General features: G+C 61.3%; 20 protein-coding genes. 16 read left to right on the plus strand and 4 right to left on the minus strand.

The features are described from left to right. Window positions 1-90: 90 nt before the first annotated feature. Window positions 91-1,035, minus strand: coding sequence for a LysR family transcriptional regulator (locus AB7933_RS02585; RefSeq protein WP_024072756.1), 945 nt, complete (start codon window positions 1,033-1,035; stop codon window positions 91-93). A 155-nt stretch (window positions 1,036-1,190) separates the two neighbouring features. Here AB7933_RS02585 and AB7933_RS02590 point away from each other — a divergent pair, with 155 nt between their 5' ends. Next, complete coding sequence (locus AB7933_RS02590; protein ID WP_024072757.1) at window positions 1,191-3,539, plus strand: TonB-dependent receptor; 2,349 nt, start codon at window positions 1,191-1,193, stop codon at window positions 3,537-3,539. On the opposite strand, the gene AB7933_RS02595 is transcribed toward AB7933_RS02590, so the two are convergent. Then, the gene (locus tag AB7933_RS02595) at window positions 3,536-4,720 is read right to left on the minus strand and encodes a CynX/NimT family MFS transporter (RefSeq protein ID WP_024072758.1); all 1,185 of its coding nucleotides are present in this window, start codon (window positions 4,718-4,720) and stop codon (window positions 3,536-3,538) included. The genes AB7933_RS02590 and AB7933_RS02595 overlap by 4 nt on opposite strands. 110 nt (window positions 4,721-4,830) lie before the next feature. Here AB7933_RS02595 and AB7933_RS02600 point away from each other — a divergent pair, with 110 nt between their 5' ends. From AB7933_RS02600 to AB7933_RS02615, 4 genes are all read left to right on the plus strand, one after another. Then, a complete protein-coding gene (locus AB7933_RS02600) occupies window positions 4,831-5,682 on the plus strand; it encodes a LysR family transcriptional regulator (protein ID WP_024072759.1) in 852 nt (283 codons plus the stop codon). Between the two features lie 240 nt (window positions 5,683-5,922). Then, window positions 5,923-6,738 (plus strand): energy transducer TonB, encoded by an 816-nt coding sequence (locus tag AB7933_RS02605; RefSeq protein WP_024072761.1) that lies wholly within the window; start codon window positions 5,923-5,925, stop codon window positions 6,736-6,738. Window positions 6,739-6,790: 52 nt separating this feature from the next. Next, the gene (locus AB7933_RS02610; RefSeq protein ID WP_093235410.1) at window positions 6,791-7,513 is read left to right on the plus strand and encodes a MotA/TolQ/ExbB proton channel family protein; all 723 of its coding nucleotides are present in this window, start codon (window positions 6,791-6,793) and stop codon (window positions 7,511-7,513) included. Between the two features lies 1 nt (window position 7,514). Beyond that, the gene (locus AB7933_RS02615) at window positions 7,515-7,916 is read left to right on the plus strand and encodes an ExbD/TolR family protein (protein WP_010565408.1); all 402 of its coding nucleotides are present in this window, start codon (window positions 7,515-7,517) and stop codon (window positions 7,914-7,916) included. Here AB7933_RS02615 and AB7933_RS02620 read toward each other — a convergent pair. Together AB7933_RS02620 and AB7933_RS02625 are read right to left on the minus strand one after the other, a co-directional pair. Then, the gene (locus AB7933_RS02620; protein ID WP_024072763.1) at window positions 7,903-8,940 is read right to left on the minus strand and encodes a LysR substrate-binding domain-containing protein; all 1,038 of its coding nucleotides are present in this window, start codon (window positions 8,938-8,940) and stop codon (window positions 7,903-7,905) included. The two genes, AB7933_RS02615 and AB7933_RS02620, sit on opposite strands and share 14 nt — an antisense overlap. Next, window positions 8,940-9,788 (minus strand): EamA family transporter, encoded by an 849-nt coding sequence (locus AB7933_RS02625; protein WP_024072764.1) that lies wholly within the window; start codon window positions 9,786-9,788, stop codon window positions 8,940-8,942. Before AB7933_RS02625 ends, AB7933_RS02620 begins: the two co-directional genes overlap by 1 nt. A gap of 404 nt (window positions 9,789-10,192) precedes the next feature. Here AB7933_RS02625 and AB7933_RS02630 point away from each other — a divergent pair, with 404 nt between their 5' ends. From AB7933_RS02630 to AB7933_RS02680, 11 genes are all read left to right on the plus strand, one after another. Then, on the plus strand, window positions 10,193-10,441 hold the full coding sequence (locus tag AB7933_RS02630) for a hypothetical protein (RefSeq protein WP_024072765.1): 249 nt from the start codon (window positions 10,193-10,195) through the stop codon (window positions 10,439-10,441). 241 nt (window positions 10,442-10,682) lie between these two features. Then, window positions 10,683-11,264 carry an alpha/beta hydrolase gene (locus tag AB7933_RS02635; protein WP_024072766.1) on the plus strand — a complete coding sequence of 194 codons (582 nt, stop codon included), beginning with the start codon at window positions 10,683-10,685 and terminating at the stop codon, window positions 11,262-11,264. A 49-nt stretch (window positions 11,265-11,313) separates the two neighbouring features. After that, entirely contained in the window at window positions 11,314-12,240 is a 927-nt protein-coding gene (locus AB7933_RS02640) for a sigma 54-interacting transcriptional regulator (protein ID WP_024072767.1), read from the plus strand. 126 nt (window positions 12,241-12,366) lie between these two features. Then, complete coding sequence (locus AB7933_RS02645; protein WP_024072768.1) at window positions 12,367-13,149, plus strand: MetQ/NlpA family ABC transporter substrate-binding protein; 783 nt, start codon at window positions 12,367-12,369, stop codon at window positions 13,147-13,149. Window positions 13,150-13,641: 492 nt separating this feature from the next. Beyond that, window positions 13,642-14,307 carry an amino acid ABC transporter permease gene (locus tag AB7933_RS02650; protein ID WP_024072769.1) on the plus strand — a complete coding sequence of 222 codons (666 nt, stop codon included), beginning with the start codon at window positions 13,642-13,644 and terminating at the stop codon, window positions 14,305-14,307. Then, a complete protein-coding gene (locus tag AB7933_RS02655) occupies window positions 14,288-14,947 on the plus strand; it encodes an amino acid ABC transporter permease (protein WP_024072770.1) in 660 nt (219 codons plus the stop codon). Before AB7933_RS02650 ends, AB7933_RS02655 begins: the two co-directional genes overlap by 20 nt. Continuing rightward, window positions 14,944-15,720, plus strand: a complete 777-nt coding sequence (locus AB7933_RS02660; RefSeq protein WP_024072771.1) for an amino acid ABC transporter ATP-binding protein — start codon at window positions 14,944-14,946, stop codon at window positions 15,718-15,720. The genes AB7933_RS02655 and AB7933_RS02660 overlap by 4 nt, the downstream gene beginning before the upstream one ends. Beyond that, on the plus strand, window positions 15,717-16,568 hold the full coding sequence (locus AB7933_RS02665) for a transporter substrate-binding domain-containing protein (RefSeq protein WP_024072772.1): 852 nt from the start codon (window positions 15,717-15,719) through the stop codon (window positions 16,566-16,568). The genes AB7933_RS02660 and AB7933_RS02665 overlap by 4 nt, the downstream gene beginning before the upstream one ends. A gap of 350 nt (window positions 16,569-16,918) precedes the next feature. Next, complete coding sequence (locus AB7933_RS02670) at window positions 16,919-18,022, plus strand: efflux RND transporter periplasmic adaptor subunit (RefSeq protein WP_024072773.1); 1,104 nt, start codon at window positions 16,919-16,921, stop codon at window positions 18,020-18,022. Continuing rightward, window positions 18,019-19,089 carry an efflux RND transporter periplasmic adaptor subunit gene (locus tag AB7933_RS02675; protein ID WP_024072774.1) on the plus strand — a complete coding sequence of 357 codons (1,071 nt, stop codon included), beginning with the start codon at window positions 18,019-18,021 and terminating at the stop codon, window positions 19,087-19,089. Before AB7933_RS02670 ends, AB7933_RS02675 begins: the two co-directional genes overlap by 4 nt. Continuing rightward, the gene (locus AB7933_RS02680; protein WP_024072775.1) at window positions 19,086-22,130 is read left to right on the plus strand and encodes an efflux RND transporter permease subunit; all 3,045 of its coding nucleotides are present in this window, start codon (window positions 19,086-19,088) and stop codon (window positions 22,128-22,130) included. Before AB7933_RS02675 ends, AB7933_RS02680 begins: the two co-directional genes overlap by 4 nt. Window positions 22,131-22,157 lie beyond the last annotated feature (27 nt).

A 22,157-nucleotide genomic window follows, 5' to 3' on the forward strand; every position in this document is an offset into this window, starting at 1 on the left:
CAGACGGAGGACAGGTGAGGTTTTTCGCCGTTCGGGTGGGGGGCTGGCAAGTGCATTTGGGGACTGGATTTCATGCAGTGGATGCATGGCCTAAACCGCGACATTCTCCAGTGCACACACATCCTCATCCAACTCATCGATCTGTTTGATCTGCTCGATCATCGCTTGCGCCAGCGGCGACAAGCGATACCCGGCCCGGCTGACGATGCCGTAGCGGGTGTAACGCTCCTCCAGATCCTCGGCCAGGCCCTCGATCTTCAAGCACACCAACTCGCCCCGGGCCATGTGCAGCACATCGCTGTTGGCGCTGACGATGCCGATAGCGTCGGAGCGCAGCACCACACCCATCAGGCTATAGCCGTTCTCGCATTCGACATTGGGCTGGTAATCGGGGCGGCCGCTGAGGTCGACGATGACCTTGCGCAGGTTGGGCGGGCGGATGGTCACGGCCAGCGGGTAACTCATCAGCTCGGCGGCGCTCACGCTGTCGCGCAGGGCCAGCGGGTGGCCGGCGCGGCAGCAGAAATACCAGCGGCGCGGGCGCAGGCGGTGAGTGTGATAGTCCGGGTTGGCTTCGAAGTGGCGGGTGTCGGCGACGAAAAACTCGAACTCTTCACTGAGCAGGCGTTTGCTCAGGCTTTGCCAGTCGTCGACCTGGTACTGCACCCGTGCCTTAGGGTAGCGCCCGATAAAACTGCCGATGGCGCGGGGCACCAAGCCACCCGCTGGCGCCGGGCCGCAACCGAAGCGCAACTCCCCTGCCTCCAGGCCATTGAACTGGTCGATCTCGTTGGCCAGTTGCTGCGCACCGCTGACCAGGCGCCGGGCGTGCTCCAGCAATACCTGGCCTTGTTTGGTCGGTGCCAGGTCTTTACGGCCACGGTCAATCAGCTGGCAGCCGGCGCTGTGCTCCAGGGCCTGGATACTGCGACTGAACGCTGACTGCGACAGGTTCACCGTCAACGCGGCTGCGACAAAACTGCGTTGTTCGGCAAGGGCGATGAAGTGACGAAGCTGGCGCAAATCGATATGCATTTTTCACATCAAAAATATCCGGGAAATGCATTGGCTATGCATTAGGTCGACTCTTTATAAAGGCTATCTCTTATGCAGTAAATGTTAGTTAAAACATAAATAAATAACCTAAAGGAATATCTCTCGATGGATATTTCCGGGTTCCGGAGCCGCTTATGAGTCTGTTGAAGTCCGCTGTCCCTTCCTCTCCCTGGCGGCTCAAGCGTTTGCCGCTGGCGCTGTTGCTGGCCGGCAGTGCCAGCTGGACGCCCAGCCACGCGGCCGACGCAAACAAGCCTGCGCCCGAAGGCGAGAACGCCACTGGCCAACTGGAAACCGTCACGGTCACCGCTCGGCGCCGCACCGAAAGTGCCCAGGATGTGCCGACGCCCATGAGCGTGATCGGTGGCCAGGCCCTGGAGAGCCAGCGGGTGTATCGGATTCAGGATTTGCAGCAACTGGTGCCCAGCGTCAACGTCGCCTACATGCATGCGCGCCAGTCCAGCGTGTCGATTCGCGGCCTGGGCAACAACCCGGCGAGTGACGGCCTTGAGGGCAGCGTGGGGCTGTATATCGACAACGTTTACCTCGGGCGGCCGGGCATGGCGGTGTTCGACCTGATGGACATCGAGCAGCTTGAAGTCTTGCGCGGCCCGCAAGGGACGTTGTTCGGCAAAAACACCACGGCCGGGGTGATAAACATCAGCACGCGCGCGCCGAGTTTCACCCCGGAGCGCAGCATTGAAACCTCGTTGGGCGAGGACGGCTACTTCCAGACCAAGGGCACGATTTCCGGCCCGCTCACCGATGAGCTGGCGGGGCGTTTCTCGGCGTATCGCACCCGCAGCGACGGCGACATCAAGAACGAATACAACGGCCATGACCTCAACGGTGGCTCGCGCCAAGGCTTTCGCGGGCAACTGCTGTACAAGCCCAGCGAGGCGTTCAACCTGCGCTGGATCGGCGATTACAACGAAGAGGATTCCAGCGCCGGCACCCGTGTGCTGTACAGCACCGGGCCGACCATCAACGGCACCAACCTCTACCAGTCGCGGGCCAACGCGGCAGGCGCGACCCTGGTCGATGGCACCCATCGCAAGGTCAACCTGGACAGCGACCAGCAGGTCACGGTGTTCCAGGGCGGCACGTCGCTGGAAGCCAACTGGACGTTGCCAAGTGACTTCACCCTGACCTCGGTCAGTTCCTATCGCTTCTGGAACTTCACCCCACGCAACGACGACGGCCTTAACGTGCCGGCGTCGTATAACGCCGGGGTGTCGGTGGAAGATAAGCAGTGGTCCCAGGAATTCCGGCTGGCTTCGCCCACCGGCGGTTTCTTCGATTACGTGCTCGGTGCCTACTACTTCGGCAATTCGCTGGACAACAAATCCTTCGCCTATTACGGGCCCCAGGCCGACATTTGGAACGGCACGCCAGCCGGCGCACTGGCCAACGTCAGCAGCGTCGGCAACGGGCACATTCGCACCGACAGTTTTGCACTGTTTGCCCAAGGCACCTGGCACCTCACCGAACGCCTGGATTTCACCGCCGGCCTGCGCGGCACCTATGAAGAAAAAAGTGCCTGGGTCACGCGTAACAATCCCCTCGGCGGTGCGGCGGTCAGCGGTGCTGCCGCTACGGCTCGACGTGGCCGCGCGGGGGCGTACGATTCCGGTGACCTCACGCAATACAGCACCAGCCCCTCGGGTTTGCTCAACCTGAGCTACCGCTTCAACGAAAACCTGTTGGGCTACGCGACGCTGTCCCATGGCGAAAAGTCCGGCGGGGTCAACCTGGCGGTAGGCTCGGCACCGACGGCCGGTGCCGACTCACTGCTGATCGGCACCGAGCGCGCCAACAACGCCGAACTGGGTTTCAAAAGCACGCTGTGGGACCGGCGGCTGCAGTTCAATGCCAACCTGTTCTGGACCCAGGTCAACGGTTACCAGACCAATGCCTATGACCAGGACAACCGTGTGCAGTACCTGACCAACGCCGGTTCGGTGCGCTCGCGGGGCGTCGAGGTGGAAAGCACCCTGGTGCCGATCAAGGGCCTGACGTTGAACGTCAACGGCTCGTTCAACGATGTGAGCTACCTGTCTTACAAGGATGCACCGTGCCCGCCGGAAGTCAGTCTGCGCCCCGGTGCGCCGGCCTCCTGCGACCTGAGCGGGCATCAAGTGGTGGGGGCGTCGAAATGGATCGCCAACGCCAACGGCGAATACAAGTGGAACCTGGATAACGGCTTCGAACCCTACGTCACCGCCAGCTATGCCTTCCGCTCCAAGGCCGTGGGCACGGTGGAGGACTCTGACTATGGACAGATTCCCGCCTACGCCGTGGTCAACCTGTCCACCGGCCTGCGCGGCAACTATGAGCAGGGGCAGTGGGACGTGTCGTTATGGCTGAAGAACGCCTTCGACAAGACCTACTACACCACCCTGTGGACCGGCGGTAACGGCGGTTATGAAGGGCTGCTGGGCACGCCGCGTACGCTGGGGCTGACCGGGCGCTACGACTTCTAGCCGGCTACGGCGGCGGTGCGGTAGGTGGCTGGGCTGAACACTCGCGTCACCATGAGCATCGCCACTGCCGTGACCGTCAACACCCACCAGGCGCTGGTGAAATGGCCGGTAAGTTCGCGCAGCCAGCCGGTCATCCATGGCGAGACCGCGTTGATCAAAAAGCCGATGCCTTGCACAAAGGCCGCCAGTTGCCCGGCTTGCCGAGGGTCGCGGTGGTGGTCGAGGGTCAGCAGCAGACTCAGGGCGAAACACGCGCCCAGGCCGAAGCCGCACAGGGCGACCCACAGGTGGGTCAATTCCAGCGGCGCCAGCAACAGGCCAAGATAACCCACGGTCTGGGCGAGCAAGGCAATGCCCAGCAGCGGCCGCCGATCGATACCGCGTTGCGCAAGCACGGGCATCAGCAGCGCGGCGATCACCTGGAAGATGGTCATGAACGCCAGCAACGAACCGCTGGGCAGCACGCCCCAGCCCAATTGCTGATAGTAGGCCGGCAACCACGCCACCAGGCTCATGTAGCCGCAATTGACCAGGCCGAAGTACAGCGCCAGCAACCAGGCGCGACGATTGCGCAGGCCCTTGAACGTGGGCATCACCTTGGAGCTTCTGGCCGCCCCCAGCGGTAAGAACACCCACAGCAGCCACGCGGCCAGCGCCGGTAGCAACCAGATTCCCAGCCCCGCCTGCCATTGCTGGAAATGGCTGGCCACCAGCGGGCTGAGCAGCGCTGCCAGTCCGCCGCCGGCCATCAGCGAAGCCGAATACACTCCCATCGCCACCGGCACGCGCTGCTGGAATTCGCGCTTGATCATCGCCGGCACCAACGCCTGGATCAGCGCGACACCGGCACCACCGAGCAGGGCAGTGGCCAGCAATGCCGAGCCCTGGCCCATCAGCCAGCGCGCCAGGCATGCCAGCAGGATCATCATCAAGCCCAGGGCAATGCCGCGCCGTTCACCCAAGCGCGCTTCCACCCGCACACCCACCAGCGCCACCAGGCCCATGCACACCACCGGCAGGCTGGTCAGCAGGGCGCTGCTCTGGAAACTCAGGCCGGTGGCCTGGCGAATCTCGCCGAGCAACGGGCTGATCGAGCTGAGGATCGGCCGCAGGTTGAGGCCCAGTACCACCAGCAGGCCCCAGCCCGCGAGTTTGCTCACGAATGAAGAGTTAAACGTCATGCGGGGCCTGTTCGAGGTGCCAAAAGAGGCAGGTAGTATCGCCAGCTGGCGAGGTATTCTGAAATTAAATATAACCATGCCAATCAGTGGCAAATGGAATGGTGACGAGCATGTTCGATCCTGTGTTGTTGCGCAGTTTTGTCGCGGTGGTGGATTGCGGCAATTTCACCCGCGCCGCCGAGCGCCTGCACTTGACCCAGTCCACCGTGAGCCAGCAGATCCGGCGGCTGGAAGAAGCGGTGGCGTGCCAGTTGCTGGACCGCGACCAGCGCCGTGTGGTCGCCACTGCCGAAGGCGAGCGGCTGCTGGCCTATGCACGGCGCATCCTGGCACTGCATGAAGAAGCCGCCGATGTGTTGATCAACCAGCAAAGTGATGGCGTGCTGCGCCTTGGCGTACCGGAAGACTTTGCTGCCGAGCGCCTGATGCCGTTGCTGTCGGCGTTCGTGCTGGCGTATCCACGGGTGCGCCTGGAGGTCACCAGCGGTCTCGGCCCCGAGTTGCAGCGACAGTACCGCGGCGGCGAGTTCGATGTGTTGCTGGTCAAGCAGATGGGCGACAGCGCCGACTGCCTGGCCTCATGGCCCGAGCCGTTGTGCTGGGTCGACAGCCGCAGCACACCCTCCCTGGGGCGCGATCCATTGCCGTTGGTGGCGTTTCCGGTGGGCGGCCTGTACCGCAATGAAATGCTCCAGCACCTGGAGGTGGCGGGTTGGCGCTGGCGCATCGGCTATTCCAGCGCGAGTTTGGCCAGTGTGTGCTCGGCGGTGGCGGCGGGGCTGGGGATCAGCCTGTTGCCGCGCCGGGTGGTGCAGGCCGGGCATGCGGTGCTGGGGGCCGAGAGTGGCTTGCCGGCCGTGCAGGGCGTGCGACTGGCGTTGTATGGCCGCAGTGGCCTGGGAGCGGCAGGGCAGAGTTTGCAGCGCCAATTGCTCGATTTGTGCGCAAACAGCCCTGCCTGATCCATGCCTTTGCTGAATATTTTGTATGCCTGAGAAGCATCAAAAAACCGCGCTGGGGCGCCAGGCCACGGATTACGAGGCTTTGGCGCCTGCGGGTATTTTTCTTATTCAGATTAGATCTATCTATAACTTTAAAGATTACTTTAAGAGATAAGCGTCTGGCCCCGATGATTCAGCCCTCGACGGCCGCTTTGGCAGGCCTGTCGGTTTTTTTGTTGCGAAACCGTAGGGAGTGAATCAATGGGCAATGTCCAGACCGCCGCCAGTGCACCCGAGGCGCTATGGCGCCAGGCACCGAGTGGTGAGTTGGTCGACCTTGGCCGGCCGCATCGCGCGCCGTTAGGGCAGTTGCGTTTGCAGAAAACCCCCAAGCGCTTTTCGAGCCGTCGCGAGGGGATTCTGCTCGGGTTGCTGGTGTTGGCCCTGCACGGTGCGGTGATCTATTGGGTGAGCCAGAAGCCCACCCCGGTGCTGCCGATTGTGCCGCCGGAAATCCCGCCAATGACCATCGAATTTTCCCAGCCGGCACCGCCCGTGGTGGAACCGCCACCGCCTGTGCCGCCACCACCGCCGCCGCCCGTGGTCGAGCCACCGCCGCCGGTGGTGGATGAGTTGGCCGCCAAGCCGGCACCGCCCAAGCCGATTCCAAAACCTAAGCCCAAGCCGGTGCCAAAGCCTGAGCCCAAGCCCGCCCCGAAACCGGTCGAGCAGGCGCCCACGCCACCGCAACCGGCGCCACCGGCCCCCGCGCCCGCTCCGCCCGCGCCAGCCCCGGTGACCCCTGCTTCGGCCAACGCCGCGTACCTCAAGAACCCGGCGCCGGAGTACCCGTCACTGGCGCAGCGTCGCGGTTGGGAAGGCACGGTGTTGTTGCGAGTGCATGTGCTGGCCAGCGGTAAGCCGGGCGAAATCCAGGTCCAGAAAAGCAGCGGTCGCCAGCAACTCGACGACGCCGCACTGACCGCCGTGAAGCGTTGGAGCTTCGTGCCGGCCAAGCAAGGCGATGTGGCCCAGGACGGCTGGGTCAGCGTACCGATCGATTTCAAGATTCACTAACTATTCGGCTGCGGTGTGTTGCACACGCCGCGACCCGCACAAGAGGGAAAACATCATGGCATTAGCATCTCCACTTGAATCCATCGAAAGCGCGGTGATCTGGCTGCTGGTGGTCTTTTCGGTCGCCACCTGGGGCCTGGCCCTGCTCAAGGGCGTGCAGTTCGGTCGCCTTAAAGCGCAGGATCGCAAGTTCCACAAACAGTTCTGGGCGGCATCGAGTCTCGACTCGGCCGCCGAGTTGGCCGAGACCCAGCCCGGCGCCGCGGCCCGTGTGGCCCAGGCCGGTTACGCCGCGATCCAGGTAGGGGAAGCGCCGCACGCGGCCGACCTGAGCCAGGCGATCAACCACCAGGACCGCCTCGAGCGTGCCCTGCGCCAGCAGATCGTACGTGAGCGCCGCTCCCTGGAAACCGGCCTGGCCGTGGTCGCCAGTATCGGCAGTACCTCGCCGTTTATCGGTCTGTTCGGCACCGTGTGGGGGATCATGGAAGCGCTGAAGGGGATCAGCGCGGCCGGCTCCGCCAGCCTGGAAACCGTGGCTGGCCCGATCGGTGCGGCGCTGGTCGCTACCGGCGTGGGTATTGCCGTCGCCGTCCCGGCGGTGCTGGTCTACAACTACTTCCTGCGCCGCCTGAAGCTCACGGCGGCCGACCTGGATGACTTTGCCCACGACTTCTACAGCCTGGCGCAGAAGCATTCGTTCCGCGTGCTGCTGCACCCTGCGCTGACCAAAGGCGCGGCCGGCAACCCGCAAAAAGTGAAGGAGGCGTCCTGAGATGGCCTTCTCCACCCAAGACAGCGATGAGGTGCTGAGCGAGATCAACGTCACGCCGTTGGTCGACGTGATGCTGGTACTGCTGGTGGTGTTTATCGTCACCGCCCCGCTTTTGACCAACGCGATCCCGATCAACCTGCCCAAGACCGAGGCGGTCGCCCCGGTGGAGCAGAAGGACCCGCTGGTGGTGAGCATCGACGGTGCCGGCAAACTGTTTATCAACAAGGACGAAATCCAGCCGGACCTGCTGGAATTCAACCTGCAGGCGGCCAAAGCCAAGGACCCCGATGTGCGGGTGCAACTGCAGGCCGATGATGGTGTGAACTACGGCGAAGTGGCGCGAGCCATGGCGTCTATCGAGCGCGCGGGGATTACCAAGCTGTCGGTGATCACGGCACGTTAGTTTCAAAGCCTCGACAATTTTTTGGCCGTTTCCTTGGCAGGGTGCGGCCTTTTTTTTGCCTCAGTTTCAGTAACATCACACGATCAAAGTGCGCTGGGGTTGGCGGATACCGGATTTCAACTTCTTGCTGAAACTTTCTAGCGCTTTCTTTAAGCCAGTCAATCAACCGAGCGATATCAGGTTCCGACTGCCGCCCATTCCTACAAATAACGTAGTACGCCGCCGGCGACATCATCAGCGGGCCGCCTAGTGTGACTAATGCACCTTCTTCCAACTGGTCATACACCAACGCTGTCCTGGCCAGCGCAATCCCGCCACCCTTCACCGCCAGACTGATTGCCAGGCTTGAGTCCGGAAAGCGCGGCCCATGGTGATAAGGCGCAGCTGCCAGGCCCTGGAACGCAAACCAGCTTTCCCACCCTGGACACACTTGATCGTCCACACGGTGAATGAGTGGATACTGCGCGATATCCGTCAGCGAAATATCGCCATTCATGCGTTGAAACTCCGGTGAGCAAACCGGGAACACGGCATCGCGCATCAGAAGCTCGGCATGATGATCCGGGTAGTCGCCGTACCCCATCACAATCGCAACATCGAATTGATGGGCACCGAGATTGGCGCTATTCATATCCGCACTGGTCAATACCAGGTCGAGATTGAATGAAGCGTCTGTGTGGGAACCATGCATTCTGGGGATTAGCCAGGTCGAACACAGGGACGAAGTGCACGAAAGATAAAGGGGCTGAGATTTGCTCGGATTCAGCGAGTGCAACACCGTCTCAAGGGTTTTGAAAAAATCATCGGTCACCGGCAACAAAGCCTGCCCGGCAGTTGTGAGGTTGACGCCCCGCGAATGGCGCTCGAACAACTGAACGCCCCACCACTCTTCCAGACCTGCGATCTGATGACTGATGGCACTGGCGGTGAGGCTCAACTCTGATGCTGCGCGGGCGAAACTGCCTGTTCGTGCAGCACTGACAAAGGCTTGCAGCATGGGTGTAGGTGGCGGACGTTGGCCCATCAGGTGCTCACTTTGATCAGGATGATCCCGCAAACAATGACGAACGCCGAAAGCATCCGCCGCCAGCCGAACCGCTCGTGAAAAAACAGCGCGGCAATAATGGCGCCGATAATAACACTGGTTTCCCGCAACGCTGAGACCTTGGCCACCGCATCCAGCGACAGCGCGAACAGCACCAGGCCGTAGGAAGTGAGGTAAAAAACGCCGCCCATTACGCCGACTTTCCAATGGTTGCGAATGGCCTCTGCGAATTCCAGACGTTTCTTGAAAAACGCCAGCGCCGGAATCGGAATGCTCTGGAATACCGTCAGATAGATGATGTATTGCAGCACCGTCTCACTGGCTCTGACACCTTTGGCATCCACCACTGTGTAGGACGCGATGAAAGCACCTGCGCACACCGCCATCAGGATTGGTTTGAACATACGCGCGGACATCCTGCGCACGAATGTCAGGCTGATAATGCCTACGCAAATCAGCAACACCCCCGTCATGGCATGAAACGATAGCTGCTCGTGCAGCAGGAAATAGGAAAACAGCGCGACTAAAACCGGTGGCACCCCGCGCATGACCGGGTAGACCTGCCCAAAGTCGCCGGTTTCATACGCTTTGATCAGAAACAATCGATAGGCCGTGTTGAGCACCACGGAAACCAGCACGTAGCCCCACACCTGCAGGCTTGGCGTATTCACCAGCGGCAGTGCCGCCAGGCAGATCAGCAACGCCGTACCATCGACCATGGCCAAGGTCATGAAGCGACTGCTCCCCGCCCGGACGACCGCGTTCCAGATGGCGTGCATGAAGGCGGAGATCAAAACAAGGGTGATCGCGATGTTGGAGTTGTCCATGGGGTTCGAGCGGGGGAGGAAATGAAGGCGGCTATTTAACGCAGTCATGTGCCATGGTCAGAAGCGAAAGCTCGTCAGTGCTGCCATTAAAAACCGTCATGGTTTGTAAAGGGCCAGCAAGCCGTGTCCCTTTAAATTGCAGGACGTTTCCGAGACAATCCCCGCCGCCTTGTGACTGTTGGAATGGATGGCTAGTCTTCGGCCCGTCGCTGGTTTTCAGCGATCGGGTTTAGCAGCCTGAGTTCAATAGGCACACGGTTCACATCCGCGTTTATGGTGGCTGTGCGTGGGGCACCCTCGGGTGCGCTGGTGTTCCTATTGGCCAGTCTGCTAACCCGCGTACAGCTGCCACCTATCGTTTAGCAGCGTTAGTGGTCGCTCCCGTGTTCAATAGGAGTTACACCATGACCAAAGCACTTCCCGACCCACCCGTTGACTGCCTTGTCGCCAACGAAAACCTCAGTTTCGAAGACGCCCAACTTTATATCGCTCACCTGATCCGCAGCGCCTCGGCCACCGTATGGGACTGTTGTGAGCACCTGCAGCCGCACGACCGCGCGAAAGTCCATGCGGTGTGGCATTTGCTGGAAATGGCCAAGACCGTGGTGGATCGCACCATCGACTGCATGCCTCGTACCAATCACGTCATCTAAAACCACTGCAAGTTGAATGTGAAATCGAGTCAATGTGGGAGGGGGCTTGCCCCCGATAGCGGTCCGTCAGCTAAAAATAGGTGGCTGACCCACTGCCATCGGGGGCAAGCCCCCTCCCACATTTTGATCTCATGCAGGATTGGTTTTTTGGTTATTAATAAATAGCTTCTTATTCCTTAACGAATATAACCCTCGTCCCTATACTGTCCTACAACGTTAAACGCTGCAGGAGGGCACACCCATGCACAGCGAGTTGATTCGTTATCTGATCGTGCCGGGCTGGCAAGGATCGCCAGAAGATCATTGGCAAAGTCACTGGCAGAACAGCCTGCCCAACAGCGCACGCGTGGAGCAGGCCGATTGGCTCACGCCGCGCCGTGAAGACTGGGTCGCCGCGCTGGCCGAGGCGATTGCCGCCGACAGCACGCCGGTGATTCTGATCGCCCATAGCCTGGGCTGCATCACCGTGGCCCATTGGGCGGCCACTGCCCCGGTGCAGTTCCTGCGGCAGGTGCGCGGTGCCTTGCTGGTAGCTCCGGCGGACGTCGAACGTCCGGCGTGCTCGCCTGCCCTGCGCAACTTTGCGCCGATCCCGACCGACCTGTTGCCGTTTCCCAGCCAGGTGGTCAGTTCCGATAACGACAGCGCCGTCAGCGCCCCCCGGGCCCTGGAATTGGCCCGCAACTGGGGGGCCGAAGCCGGCATTCTCTCGGGGGCCGGGCATATCAATGTGAAGTCCGGTCACCAACGCTGGGAGCAAGGCTTCGCCTACCTGTATCGCTTGCAAAGCCGCCTCGAACATCACGCCCGGCGCACTGCCTGATATTTTTTAAACGCCCCGTCCCTGAGCGGATTTGGGGCGGGAGCCTGCCATGAGCCTGCATGAAACCTTCGGTCAGCCCCTGCTGACCTTCCCCGACGCCGAAAAAAGCCCGCTGAGCATCCGCGCCAAGGCGCTGGTGTTTGTCGACCCGCGTTCGCGGCAACTGCGCGAAGAGCTGGAAAACCTCGCCCCCCGTGCCTTGCCCGTATTGATTCGCGGCGAGACCGGTAGCGGTAAAGAGCTGCTGGCGCGGCATATCCATCGTGGCAGCGATCGCGCCGGGCTGTTTGTCTCGGTCAATTGCGGCGCCATCAGCCCGACCTACGCCGATGCCGAGTTGTTCGGCTACGCTGCCGGCGCCCACAGCGGCGCGGCGAGCAGCCGTGCCGGCTGGTTCGGGTCGGCCAATGGCGGCACCTTGTACCTGGATGAAATCGGCGATTTGCCGCTGCCGATCCAGGTCAAGTTGCTTGCCGCCCTGGAAAACCACGAAGTCACTCGCGTCGGTGCGCATCAGCCAAGCCCGGTGGATGTGCGCCTGGTAGCAGCCACCAGCATCGACCTGGCCCAAGCCGTGGCTGCCGGCAAGTTTCATGAGCGGCTGTTCCATTACCTGAGCGAAGGCCAGCTGGAATTGCCGGCATTGCGCGAGCGGGTCGGCGATATCCTGTCCCTGGCCGAGTACTTCCTCGGTATCTACAGCCAGCGCCTGGACCTGCCGGTGCCGTTGATCAGTGACGCCGCCCAGCGCGTATTGGAACACCACAGCTGGCCGGGCAATACCCGCGAGTTGGAGAACGTCATTCACTTTGCGCTGCTGGTCAGCAGCGGCGATGAGATTCTGCCGGAGCATCTGAATCTGCCCGTGGCCGGTTCGCCCCTTGAACAGGTGCAGCGAATATTCGATAACGCCAGCCCCGCCGAGCAGGAAACCTTGCGCCGCTTTCTACATGAACAAAATGGAATATCAACGTGAATAAAAGATATTGTTCGGGAATAAAAAATCTAGGTATTGTCGCTTGCATGCCGCGATAGCACTTCGCTGGCACTTCTCATCAAAACGGTCGTCAGAGACGCCCCGCAATTCCAATAAGGACACTGCATGAAAAAGGTTCTGTTGTTTACCGCACTGGCGGCTGCCCTGACTGCAAGCTTCGCCCAGGCCAACGAAAAACTGGTGGTGGCTGCCACTCCGATCCCGCACGCGGAGATCCTTGAGCTGGTCAAGCCGACCCTGGCCAAAGAAGGCGTGGACCTGGAAATCAAAGTCTTCACCGACTACGTTCAACCCAACACTCAAGTGGCCGAGAAGCGTCTGGACGCCAACTACTTCCAGACCCTGCCGTACCTGGAAAACTTCAACAAGGGCAAGGGCACCAACCTGGTCACCGTGATCGGTGTGCATGTTGAACCCATCGGTGGCTACTCGAAAAAGATCAAGAATATTTCCGAGCTCAAGGACGGCGCCACCGTTGCCATCCCGAACGAAGGCTCCAACAGCGGTCGTGCCCTGTTGCTGTTGCAAAAGAATGGTCTGATTACGCTCAAAGACCCGACCAACGCGCTGTCCACGCCGAAAGACATCAAGGACAACCCCAAGCACCTGAAATTCAAGGAGCTGGAATCGGCCCTGCTGCCACGTGTGCTGGACCAGGTCGACCTCGATGTGATCAACACCAACTACGCCCTGGAAGCTGGCCTCAACCCAGCGAAAGACGCGCTGATCATCGAAGACGCCAAGTCGCCTTACGTGAACTTCCTGGTGGCTCGCCCGGACAACAAGGACAGCGCCGCTATCCAGAAATTGGCCAAGGCGCTGACCAGCCCGGAAGTCAAAGCTTTCATCGAGAAGAAGTACAACGGCGCAGTCGTGCCAGCGTTCTGATGTAAGCCCAAACCCCTTCAAGGTTTCAACGCCGACGGCTACTACAGCGTCGGCGTTTTTTATGCCTGGAATTTGGAATGCAATAAAAACTGTGGGAGGGGGCTTGCCCCCGATGGCGGTATGTCAGTCACAGATGCATTGACTGAGCCACTGCTATCGGGGGCAAGCCCCCTCCCACATGGGATCTACGGTGTTTTAGAGATCCCGGCTATTGATCGCCCTGCGCAACGCCACCAACCATTTCACCAGCTCCTGCGGATCAATCGGCTTCGCTTTGTTCATTGTTCATTCCTTCGAAACACAGACCCCCCAACCATAGCCGTCACTTGGAAAACCCGCGAATCCGGCGGTTATCTTTTTGGGTGATATCAATATGCTATTTCGGTATTTAAATTTTATTTTTTATACCTTTAGAGTTCGCGCTACCCGGCGTTACCCACGCCGGCCTGGACGGCACTCGCTGCATTACCCCTGCGGCGTCATGGACTCAAGATGACCTTCGATTTCGCTTTTATCCTCAGCACCCTGCCGGCGTTTTTCAAAGCCGTGGGGGTGACGCTGCAAGTGGGCCTGATCGCCATTGCCACCTCGCTGTTGGTGGCGCTGATCAACGCCGCCTTGCTGGTGTTTCGCACGCCTTACCTGTCGCGCCTGGTTGGGCTCTATGTGGAGTTGGCGCGTAACACCCCGCTGCTGATCCAGCTGTTTTTTGTGTACTTCGCCCTGCCGGCCCTGGGCTTCAATATTTCCGGGTTTTGGGCGGCGATCATCACCATGACCTTCCTCGGCGGCGCCTACCTCACCGAAGTGCTGCGCGCGGGCGTGGAAGCGGTGCCGCTGGCGCAGGTCGAATCGGGCAAATCCATCGGTCTGTCCGACTGGCAGTTGCTGCGCCATGTGATCCTGCCCCAGGCCGGCATCCTCAGCCTGCCGGCGCTGTTCGCCAATTTCATCTTCCTGCTCAAGGAGACCACCGTGGTCTCTGCCGTGGCGGTGCCGGAGATTCTCTACACCACCAAGAGCTACATCGCTCTCTACTACAAGACTTACGAAATGCTCGCCGTGCTGACGCTGATTTGCGTGCTGCTGTTCCTGCCGTTGTCGCTGCTGCTCAGCCGCCTGGAAAGGAGGCTCCAGCATGGCCAGTTCGGGTCTTGAATTGTTGTGGGTGTCGCTGCCGCAACTGGGTAAGGGCGCTGCGCAAACCCTGTCGATTTCCTTTCTGAGCATCGCTTTCAGTACGGTCGGCGGGGTGCTGTACGGCGTGTTGCGCACGTTGAATCAAACGGTGATCAATGGGCTGCTGCGCATTTACCTGGAGCTGTTCCGTGCGATCCCGGTGCTGGTGTGGCTGTACCTGCTGTTTTTCGGCCTGCCGATTTTCTTCGGCCTGAGCATTCCGAGTTTCTGGTGTGCGGTGTTGGTGCTGTCGCTGTGGGGCGCCAGCGAGGTGGGCGAAGTGGTGCGCGGCGCTTTGCATTCGCTGCCCCGTGGCCAGCGCGAGGCGGGCTTGTCGATTGGCCTGTCCGCCCCGCAGCTGTACGGCTACGTGCTGCTGCCCCAGGCCCTCAAGCGCATGACGCCGCCGACCATCAACGTCTACACGCGCATCATCAAGACCAGCTCCCTGGCGGTGCTGATCGGTGTGGTGGACGTGATCAAGGTGGGCCAGCAAATCATCGAGCGCACCTATGAGTCGGTGTTGATCTACGGCGCGCTGTTCCTGTTTTTCTTCTTCATCTGCTACCCGTTGTCAGCCGCCTCCAAGCTGCTGGAACGGCGCTGGGGCCAAGCATGAGCGCACTGATCGAGTTCCGGGGTTTCAATAAGTTCTTCGGCGACCAGCAGGTGCTCAAGGGCATCGACCTGAGTGTGCAAAGCGGCGAAGTGGTGGTGATCCTCGGCCCCAGCGGCTGTGGCAAAAGCACGTTGCTGCGCTGCCTCAACGGCTTGGAAGCAGCCCATAGCGGCAGCCTGCGATTTGCCGGCAAGGAGCTGCTGGCTAAACACACGGATTGGCGCCAGGTACGCCAGGATGTGGGCATGGTGTTCCAGAGCTACCACCTGTTCCCCCATATGAGTGTGCTCGACAACCTGCTGCTTGGCCCGCTGAAAGTGCAAAAGCGCGAGCCCCGCGAAGCGCGCGCCCAGGCAGAAAAACTGTTGGACCGCGTCGGCCTGGCCGACAAGCGCGACGCCTACCCGCGCCAGCTTTCCGGCGGCCAGCAGCAACGCATCGCTATCGTCCGTTCGTTGTGCATGAACCCCCAGGTCATGCTGTTTGACGAAGTCACCGCCGCCCTCGACCCGGAGATGGTCAAGGAAGTGCTGGAAGTGATCCAGGGCCTGGCCCGCGACGGCATGACCCTGCTGATCGTCACCCACGAAATGGCCTTCGCCCGCGCCGTGGCCGACCGCGTGGTGTTCATGGAGGCCGGTCGCATCCTCGAACACAACACCCCCGAAGAATTCTTTACGAACCCGCAAACCGCACGCGCGCAGCAGTTCCTGGAGAAGTTCTCCTTTGTTTCAACACTGCCCAAGAAAACCCAGGAACTGGAGCTGATATGAAAAAGTTACTGCTGCCACTGTTTGCCGTTGCCTTACTGGCCGGCTGCGATAAAAAGGCCGAAGAGCCCGCTAAACCTGCCGCCGCCGTGAGTTACATCGACAAGATCAAGGCGCGCGACAAACTCATCGTTGGCGTGTTCACCGACAAACCACCGTTCGGCTTTGTTAACGAAGCCGGGCGCTACGTCGGCTTCGATACCGACATCGGCCGCCGATTCGCCAAGGACTTGCTGGGCGATGAGAACAAAGTCGAATTCGTCGCCGTCGAGCCGGCCAGCCGTATTCCCTTCCTGCAAAGCGACAAGGTCGACCTGATCCTCGCCAACATGACCGTGACCCCGGAGCGTAGGGAAGCGGTGGACTTCACCAACCCCAACCTGAAAGTCGCGGTACAGGCCCTGGTGCCCAACGACAGCCCGGTCAAGAGCCTGGATGACCTGGCTACCCGCACCACCATCGTCACCACCGGCACCACGGCCGATATCTGGCTGACCAAGAACCACCCGGACTGGAAACTGCTCAAGTTCGAGAAAAACTCCGAGTCGTTGCAGGCGCTGTCGGCCGGGCGTGGGGATGCGTACGCGCAAGACAACCTAGTGCTGTTCAGCTGGGCCAAGCAGAACCCGGGCTACCGCGTGTTGGAACAGAAACTCGGCGACGAGGCCCCGATCGCGCCAGCGGTGAAGAAGGGCAATATCGAATTGCGTGACTGGGTGAATGCCGAGTTGGCGAAGCTGGGTGAGGAGAAGTTCTTGCTCAAGTTATATGACCAATATGTGCGCAAAGAACTGAGCGACGACACCCAGCCTGAGAGTGTGATTGTCGAAGGCGGGAAGTGGCAGGGGTGATGCTGCGCTGACTGTTTTACTGCTATCGCAGGCAAGCCCTAATGCCGTTCAGTTAAGGAGGAACACTGTAACTGTAACTGTGGCAAGCGGGCTTGTTGTGGTGATGGGGCTTGTTGTGGCGAGCGGGCTTGCCCCGCGTTGGGCTGCGAAGCGGCCCCAATAAGGCCACTGCGTTTATCCAGGCATATTGAATCTCCAGGTTTTGGGGCTGCTTCGCAGCCCAACGCGGGGCAAGCCCGCTCGCCACAGCAAACCCCCTCAATACGCCTTCCCCATGCAGAAAAGGAACCCTGATCTAAGCTCACAGTCGCATACACACTGGCACATCGCATCGCGCACAAGGAGTCCGCATGGGCGGTCGTATTTCCATCTGTATGGTCGGCATGGGTTTGGCGGTGTTGCTGAGTGGTTGTGGTCAGGAAAAAACCGAACCCAAGCAGCATTCCCGGGTGTTTGTGCAAACCGTGCAACCCGCGGATTTCGCTGCGGCCGTCACGCTGACCGGTGATATCCAGGCCCGTGTGCAAACCGATTTGTCCTTCCGCGTGGGCGGCAAGATCATTCAGCGCATGGTGGACGTGGGCGACCGGGTCAGCGCCAAGCAAGTGCTGGCCAAGCTCGATCCCAAGGACTTGCAGACCAACGTCGATTCCGCCCAGGCCCAGGTCGTGGCCGAGCAGGCGCGGGTCAAGCAAGCCGCCGCGGCCTTCGTGCGCCAGGAAAAGCTCTTGCCCAAGGGCTACACCAGCCGCAGCGAATATGACAGCGCCCAGGCCGCGTTGCGCAGCAGCCAAAGCGCCTTGGCCGCTGCCCAGGCGCAGCTGGCCAACGCTCGCGAGCAATTGGGCTACACCGCCCTGGTCGCCGAAGCGCCTGGGGTGATTACCGCACGCCAGGCGGAAGTGGGCCAGGTGGTGCAGGCCACCGTACCGATCTTCAGCCTGGCCCGCGACGGCGAGCGTGACGCGGTGTTCGACGTGTATGAATCGTTGCTGGTGGAACCGGCCAATGATGACGTGATGACGGTCAAGTTGCTGGATAAGCCGCACGTGCAGGCCACCGGTAGAATCCGCGAGACCACCCCGGCGGTGAACGCTGCCAGCGGTACCTTGCAGGTGAAGATTGCATTGAACACGTTGCCCCAGGGCATGGACCTGGGCGCCGTGGTCAGCACCACTCTCCATGCCCCGGCCAAGGCCAGTATCGAACTGCCATGGGCGGCGCTGACCAAAGACCTCAGCGAACCCGCCGTATGGCTGGTAGACGGCGACGGCAAGGCGCAGTTGCACAAAGTCAGCGTGGCGCGTTACCTCACCGGCAAGGTGATCATCAGCGACGGCCTCAAGGGTGGCGAAAAAATCGTGGTGGCGGGCGGGCAATTGCTGCACCCCGGCATGCAGGTCGAGATCGCCCAGGCGCCGGACACGGCGCAGGCCCAGGGCGTGCAACCATGAAGTACCTGACAGTTGTCCTCATCGCCGGCCTGCTGCTCGCGGGCTGCTCCAAGCAGGAACCGCCGCCCGAGCCGGTGCGCCCGGTGCTGTCCATGGAAGTGAAATCCGAAGACCAGGAAACCTTCGGCCGTTTCGCTGGCACCATCCAGGCGCGCTATGAAAGCAACCTCGGCTTTCGTGTTCCCGGTCGCATCGCCCGGCGCGCCGTGGATGTGGGCGCCGAAGTGGAGAAAGGTGCGGTGCTCGCCGTGCTCGACCCCACCGACCAACAAAACCAACTGCGCGCGGCCCAGGGCGACCTCGCGCGCGTCCAGGCGCAATTTATCAACGCCCAGGCCAATGCCCGGCGCCAGCAAGCGTTGTTCAACCGTGGCGTCGGCGCCCAAGCCCAATTGGATGCGGCCCAGACTGACCTGAAAACTACCCAGGCCAGCCTCGACCAGGCCCAGGCCACGGTCAACCAGGCCAAGGACCAGCTCAACTATGCCGAACTGCGCACCGACCATGGCGGCATTGTCACCGCCTGGAGCGCCGAAGCCGGCCAGGTGGTCAGCGCCGGCCAGCAAGTGGTGACCCTGGCCCGCCCGGATGTCAAGGAAGCGGTGATCGACCTGCCCGCCGGCCTTGCCGAGCGCCTGCCGCCGGACGTGGTGTTCCTCGTCGCCGGGCAGCTCGACCCCAGCATCAACACCACCGCCACCGTGCGCGAGATCGAGCCCCAGGCCCAGAGCGCCACGCGTACCCGTCGGGCGCGGCTGACCCTGGCCGAAACACCGCCCGCGTTCCGCCTTGGCACGGCGATCAGTGTGACCTTGAGTTCGACCATCGCCCCACGTATCGAGTTGCCCCTGAGCGCCTTGCAGGAAGTCGATGGCAAGACCCGCATTTGGCTGCTCGATACCCACAGCCAGACCGTGCAACCGCGCGACATCACCGTGCTTAGCCGTGACGCTGACAGCGCCTTGCTCAACGGCGGCGTCAACCCCGGCGAGCGTATCGTCACCGCCGGCGTGAACAGCCTGAAACCCGGGCAGAAAGTCAAAATCGACGAGGACAGCCCGCGATGAAAGGGAGCTTCAACTTATCCGACTGGGCCCTCAAGCATCAGTCCTTCGTCTGGTACCTGATGTTCGTCGCGCTGCTGATGGGCGTGTTCTCCTACCTGAACCTGGGCCGCGAGGAAGACCCTTCGTTCACCATCAAGACCATGGTGATCCAGACCCGCTGGCCGGGTGCGACCCAGGAAGAAACCCTCAAGCAGGTGACCGACCGCATCGAGAAAAAACTCGAAGAGATCGACTCTCTCGACTACGTGAAAAGCTACACCCGGCCTGGAGAGTCCACGGTGTTCGTGTTCCTCAAGGACACCACCAGCGCCAAGGCGATCCCCGAGATCTGGTACCAGGTGCGCAAGAAGCTCGACGATATTCGCGGCACCTTCCCCCAGGGCCTGCAAGGGCCGTCGTTCAACGATGAATTTGGTGATGTGTTCGGCTCGGTGTATGCGTTTACCGGCGATGGCCTGTCGATGCGCCAACTGCGCGATTACGTGGAGCAGGTGCGCGCCGAGATCCGCTCGGTGCCGGGGTTGGGCAAGGTCGAGATGATCGGCCAGCAGGATGAAGTGATTTACCTGAATTTCTCCACGCGCAAACTGGCGGCCCTGGGCATTGACCAGCGCCAGGTGGTGCAGAGCCTGCAATCGCAGAACGCCGTAACGCCCGCTGGGGTGATCGAGGCTGGGCCGGAGCGGATTTCCGTGCGCACCTCCGGGCAGTTTGCTTCGGAAAAAGACCTGGCCGACGTGAACCTGCGGCTCAATGATCGCTTCTATCGCCTGGCGGATATCGCCGAGATCACCCGCGGTTACGTCGACCCGGCGCGGCCGATGTTTCGCTTCAACGGCAAGCCGGCCATCGGCCTGGCTATCGCCATGCAGAAGGGCGGCAATATCCAATCGTTCGGTGAGGCCCTGCACACGCGCATGGACGAGCTGACCGCCGACTTGCCCGTGGGCGTCGGCGTGCACAAGGTCTCCGACCAGGCCGAAGTGGTGGAAGAGGCCGTCGGCGGCTTTACCAGTGCGCTGTTCGAAGCGGTGATCATTGTCTTGGTGGTGAGCTTTATCAGCCTCGGCCTGCGTGCCGGGCTGGTGGTGGCGTGTTCGATCCCGCTGGTGCTGGCGCTGGTGTTCGTGTTCATGGAATACAGCGGCATCACCATGCAGCGTGTGTCGCTGGGCGCGTTGATCATCGCCCTTGGCTTGTTGGTGGACGACGCGATGATCACCGTGGAAATGATGATCACACGCCTGGAAAAAGGCGAAACCAAGGAACAGGCGGCGACCTACGCGTACACGTCCACGGCATTCCCCATGCTCACCGGCACGCTGGTGACCGTGGCCGGCTTTGTCCCGATTGGCCTCAACGCCAGCTCGGCGGGGGAGTACACCTTCACCCTGTTCGCGGTCATTGCGGTGGCGATGCTGGTGTCGTGGGTGGTGGCGGTGCTGTTTGCGCCGGTGATTGGCGTGCATATCCTCAGTGCCAATGTGAAGCCCCATGGCAACGAACCGGGGCGCATCGGCCGCGCGTTCAATGGCGGTATGCTCTGGGCCATGCGCAACCGTTGGTGGGCGATCGGCATCACCGTGGCCCTGTTTGCCGCGTCGGTGTTTTCCATGCAGTTCGTGCAGAACCAGTTCTTCCCGTCGTCGGACCGCCCGGAAATCCTCGTCGACCTCAACCTGCCGCAAAACGCCTCGATCAATGAAACCCGCAAGGCGGTCGATCGCCTCGAAGCCATCATCAAGGACGACCCGGACATCGCGCGCTGGAGCACCTACATTGGCCAGGGCGCGATCCGTTTCTACCTGCCCCTCGACCAGCAACTGGAGAACCCGTATTACGCGCAGTTGGTGATTGTCAGTAAGGGCCTGGAAGAGCGCGGTGCGTTGATCACGCGTCTGCAAAAACGCCTGCGTGACGATTTTGTCGGTGTCGGCAGCTTTGTGCAGCCGCTGGAAATGGGCCCGCCGGTGGGGCGGCCGATCCAGTACCGCGTTTCCGGTAAAGACACCGACCAGGTGCGCAAGCACGCCATCGAATTGGCGACCTTGCTCGACAAGAACAGCCACCTGGGCGAGATCATTTACGACTGGAACGAGCCGGGCAAAGTGCTGAGGGTCGACATCGCCCAGGACAAGGCGCGGCAGTTGGGTTTGTCATCCGAAGACGTGGCGCAGTTGATGAACAGCGTGGTCAGCGGGGTCTCGGTGACCCAGGTGCATGACGATATCTACCTGATCAACGTGGTCGGCCGCGCCGTAGACGCCGAACGTGGCACGCCGGAAACCTTGCAGAACCTGCAGATCGTGACACCCAACGGCACCTCGATCCCGCTGCTGGCCTTCGCCACCGTGCGCTATGAGTTGGAGCAGCCGCTGGTGTGGCGCCGCGACCGCAAGCCGACCATCACCATCAAGGCGGCGGTGCGCGACGAGATGCAGCCTACTGACCTGGTCAAGCAGCTCAAGCCCGAGATCGACGCGTTCAGCGCCGGCCTGCCGGTGGGCTACACGGTCGCCACGGGCGGCACCGTGGAAGAAAGCGGCAAGGCCCAGGGCCCGATTGCCAGCGTGGTGCCGTTGATGCTGTTTTTGATGGCGACCTTCCTGATGATCCAACTGCACAGTGTGCAGAAGATGTTCCTGGTGGCCAGTGTCGCGCCGCTGGGACTGATCGGCGTGGTGCTGGCGCTGATCCCCACAGGCACGCCCATGGGCTTTGTGGCGATCCTCGGTATTCTCGCGCTGATCGGCATCATCATCCGCAACTCGGTGATCCTGGTGACGCAGATTCACGAATATGAAGTGGCCGGCCATTCGCCGTGGGATGCGGTGGTGCAAGCCACCGAGCACCGGCGCCGGCCGATCCTGCTCACGGCCGCGGCGGCCAGCCTGGGCATGATCCCGATTGCACGGGAAGTGTTCTGGGGGCCGATGGCCTACGCGATGATTGGCGGCATCATCATCGCCACCTTGCTGACGCTGTTATTCCTGCCGGCGCTGTATGTGGCCTGGTACAAGATCCGCGAACCCCAACAGTAACCTGTGGCGAGCGGGCTTGTTGTGATG

This window comes from Pseudomonas gorinensis, assembly GCF_042015035.1.
Lineage (GTDB): Bacteria > Pseudomonadota > Gammaproteobacteria > Pseudomonadales > Pseudomonadaceae > Aquipseudomonas > Aquipseudomonas gorinensis.